The sequence below is a fragment of the Cellvibrio sp. genome (genome assembly GCF_053579595.1).
In genome coordinates this window covers 1-3,294 of sequence record NZ_JBRFPI010000455.1, presented here as the reverse complement: position 1 = coordinate 3,294, position 3,294 = coordinate 1, and the positions used below count along the sequence as shown (strand labels likewise).

Genomic DNA, 3,294 nt, shown 5'->3' with positions numbered 1-3,294 from the left:
GCTCGACCCCCACTCTGCCTATCTTGATAAAGAAGCCTTTGCGGATCTGCAAGCCAGCACCTCGGGTGAATTCGGCGGGATCGGATTAGAGGTCAGTATCGACGAAGGTTTTGTCAAAGTCATTACACCCATCGATGACAGTCCGTCCGCCAAAGCGGGGATTCTCTCTGGCGATGTGGTGATCCGCATCGACGATAAGCCTGTCAAAGGTATGGATTTGAATAAAGCTGTGAACTTAATGCGCGGCCCGAAAAACAGTCCAATCAAAATTACTGTGATGCGCGAGGGCGTTGATCAGCCGCTCGATTTTGAATTGATGCGCGATATCATCAAAGTGCAGAGCGTGCGCACGCGTATTCTGGAGCAGGATTATTTCTACATTCGCGTCGCCCAGTTCCAACTGGATACTGGCAAAGATGTCGCCAAAAAATTGCGCGAGCAATTAAAGAAAAATCCCGATACCAAAGGCGTCATCCTCGACTTGCGCAATAACCCCGGCGGCGTATTACAGGCATCCGTGGAAGTAGTGGATGCCTTCCTTGATGGTGGTCAGGTGGTTTATACGCAGGGTCGCCTCGACAACAGCAATATCGGCTACAACGCCGAAGCAGGTGATATCACCAATAACCTGCCACTCGTCGTGTTGATCAATGACGGCTCGGCTTCCGCTTCAGAGATCGTCGCGGGCGCCCTGCAAGACCACAAGCGCGCCGTAATTATGGGCACACGCAGTTTTGGCAAAGGCTCGGTGCAATCAGTTATCCCCATCAGTAATGATCGCGCGATCAAACTCACTACGGCGCTCTATTACACCCCCAATGGCCGTTCGATTCAGGCTCAGGGTATTGAACCGGATGTGGATGTAGAGCGCGTGGAAATTACCGCTATCCAAAAAGGCTTGGGTACTACCGAGGCCGACTTGGCACGCCATCTCGGCAATAGCAAAGGGGGTGAGGAGAGCACCAGTAAGGATCGCGCCAACAAGCGTATCAACAGTGCGGAACTGCTCAAAGAGGACAATCAGCTGCACGAGGCATTGAACCTGCTCAAGGGGCTGAATATTTTTATCCAGCACAGCCCGCTCGCCGCCGTGTCGGCAGAACAGGCAGCTCCCATAGCGCCGGACATAGTCGTCCAACCTGAACTGCCCGCCGAAGGCGACAACGAATAAGCCGCGTGCTGACGGTGGTTGCCAAGCGCTTCGCTTTCGGTTCACTGTGGCTGCTGATAGCGACCTTTTGGCTCGGCCAGCCAGCCTTTGCCCAAGGCCGCCTTGCCATCATCATCGATGATATTGGGTACAACCTCGCACTCGGTAAACGCACAGCCGATTTACAAGGCGATTTTACTCTTTCTGTTTTACCCTTTACCCCTCATGGTATCGAGCTGGCGCAACGCGCCCATCAACGCGGCAAAGAAATTATGCTGCATGCTCCCATGAGTAATCGCCACAACTATCCGCTCGGCCGTGGCGGCTTGGTAAGCGGTATGCAGCGAGCCGAATTTCTCAAGGTTTTACGCCAAAATCTCGTTAGTATCCCGAACGTTCAAGGCCTCAACAACCATATGGGCAGCCAGCTGACCGAGCAGGCTGAACCTATGCGCTGGTTGATGGAAGAGCTTAAGCAGCAGGGATTATATTTTGTCGACAGCCGCACCACTGCCCAAACCCTGGCACTGATGATGGCCGAAGAAATCCAGCTGCCCAGCCGCAAACGCGATGTCTTTTTGGATGATGAACGCACCCGGAGTAATATCCACTACCAGTTGCTGCGTGCGCTCAAACTGGCACAGCAACAGGGTTCAGCTATCGCAATAGGCCACCCCTACCCGGAAACCCTCGCCGAACTGGAGCGGCTGCAGCCACTCTTGGATCGATACCAGGTAAAGCTGGTCAAAACATCACAGCTGATGGCGCCCGGTCGCAAATACCAGCAATTAAAAAGGCAAGCCAATGCAGCCTGTATAGCGCCCCCGATCAATCTTTGGCCGCGAATTTGGGTACCAATTGATCCATTTTCTCTCGATTTAGTCTTCAAGCCCTGAAAAGTGGCGCATTAATTTTAAAATACAAACTTTTGGTTATTAAAAATCAACTTTGCAAGACCAACTAAATCTAGCTGGTACTTATCAATGATGTCTATAATCAGCGAGGGTGATAATTGATCAACCCGTGAGGGATTCGATTTTCAGGAACACTAGCGAGGGGGCTTATATGGCTACATCCAACAGAGCAGGCGAACAGGGTTCGGTACCTTCACGCCATGGGCGTTATTTACAAAAAGATGGTTACTGGTACTATACCACCCGTGAAGGCGTGGATATAGGGCCGTTTGATAGCCGCGACGACGCTGAAACTGGCGTTGGGGAATTCATCGACTTCATTCAAGCGTCTGAACCGAAAGTGTCGGACATGCTGAAACAGTACCGCGCGGCCTAAAGTACGCTTTAGGCCGGGCACGAAAAAGGGCGCTCTGTGAGCGCCCTTTTTCGTTTTTCAAAAATCTATTCTGTCCCTACAAACGCACCTCAATCCCCTGGGCTCGCATAAATTCTTTGGCTTGTGGCACGGTGTATTCGCGGAAGTGAAAGATACTTGCCGCCAGCACCGCATCGGCGCGCCCTTCGGTCACCCCGTCCACCAAATGTTGCAGATTGCCCACACCGCCAGAAGCAATAACCGGTACCGGCACTGCATCGCTGATCGCACGGGTGACACCCAGGTCATAGCCTTTTTTAGTGCCGTCGCCATCCATGCTGGTCAGCAGGATTTCACCCGCGCCAAATTCGGCCATTTTGATCGCCCACTCCACTGCATTGATTCCGGTCGGTTTGCGGCCACCGTGGGTGAAAATCTCCCAACGTGGCTCTTCGCCTGCAAGGCTCACTTTTTTGGCATCAATCGCCACCACTATGCACTGGGCGCCAAAACGATCTGAAGCTGCTTTAACAAAATCGGGATTAACTACCGCAGCAGAATTGATACCTACTTTATCGGCGCCGGCGTTAAGCATGGTGCGGATATCATCCACGGTGCGGATACCGCCGCCCACCGTAAGCGGGATAAACACTTCGCTCGCGATCTTCTCTACCGTGTGCACTGTGGTAGCGCGCCCTTCGTGGGTCGCAGTGATATCGAGAAAAGTGATCTCGTCCGCCCCTTCCTGGTTGTAGCGCTTGGCGATTTCCACCGGGTCACCCGCATCGCGGATATCCAGAAATTGCACGCCTTTAACCACCCGGCCATTGTCCACATCAAGACAGGCAATTATGCCTTTTGCAAGTGCCATAAAC

General features: G+C 52.8%; 4 protein-coding genes. 3 read left to right on the top strand and 1 reads right to left on the bottom strand.

Annotated features, from left to right (window positions below; all coding sequences use genetic code 11):
• The 3 genes from ACWA6V_RS19580 to ACWA6V_RS19570 all read left to right on the top strand — a co-directional run.
• Positions 1 to 1,171 (top strand): S41 family peptidase (locus tag ACWA6V_RS19580; RefSeq protein WP_449524067.1); only part of this gene is annotated, 1,171 nt, incomplete at its 5' end.
• 5 nt (positions 1,172 to 1,176) lie between these two features.
• Positions 1,177 to 2,046 carry a divergent polysaccharide deacetylase family protein gene (locus ACWA6V_RS19575; protein WP_449524066.1) on the top strand — a complete coding sequence of 290 codons (870 nt, stop codon included), beginning with the start codon at positions 1,177 to 1,179 and terminating at the stop codon, positions 2,044 to 2,046.
• A gap of 169 nt (positions 2,047 to 2,215) precedes the next feature.
• Positions 2,216 to 2,440 (top strand): DUF6316 family protein, encoded by a 225-nt coding sequence (locus ACWA6V_RS19570; RefSeq protein ID WP_449524065.1) that lies wholly within the window; start codon positions 2,216 to 2,218, stop codon positions 2,438 to 2,440.
• 76 nt (positions 2,441 to 2,516) lie between these two features.
• On the opposite strand, the gene hisF is transcribed toward ACWA6V_RS19570, so the two are convergent.
• A complete protein-coding gene (hisF, locus tag ACWA6V_RS19565) occupies positions 2,517 to 3,290 on the bottom strand; it encodes an imidazole glycerol phosphate synthase subunit HisF (RefSeq protein WP_449524068.1) in 774 nt (257 codons plus the stop codon).
• Positions 3,291 to 3,294 lie beyond the last annotated feature (4 nt).

Coding starts and splice junctions, on each gene's coding strand:
- ACWA6V_RS19570 (WP_449524065.1), top strand. CDS start 2,216: ATGGCTACATCCAACAGAGCAGGCGAACAGGGTTCGGTACCTTCACGC.
- hisF (WP_449524068.1), bottom strand. CDS start 3,290: ATGGCACTTGCAAAAGGCATAATTGCCTGTCTTGATGTGGACAATGGC.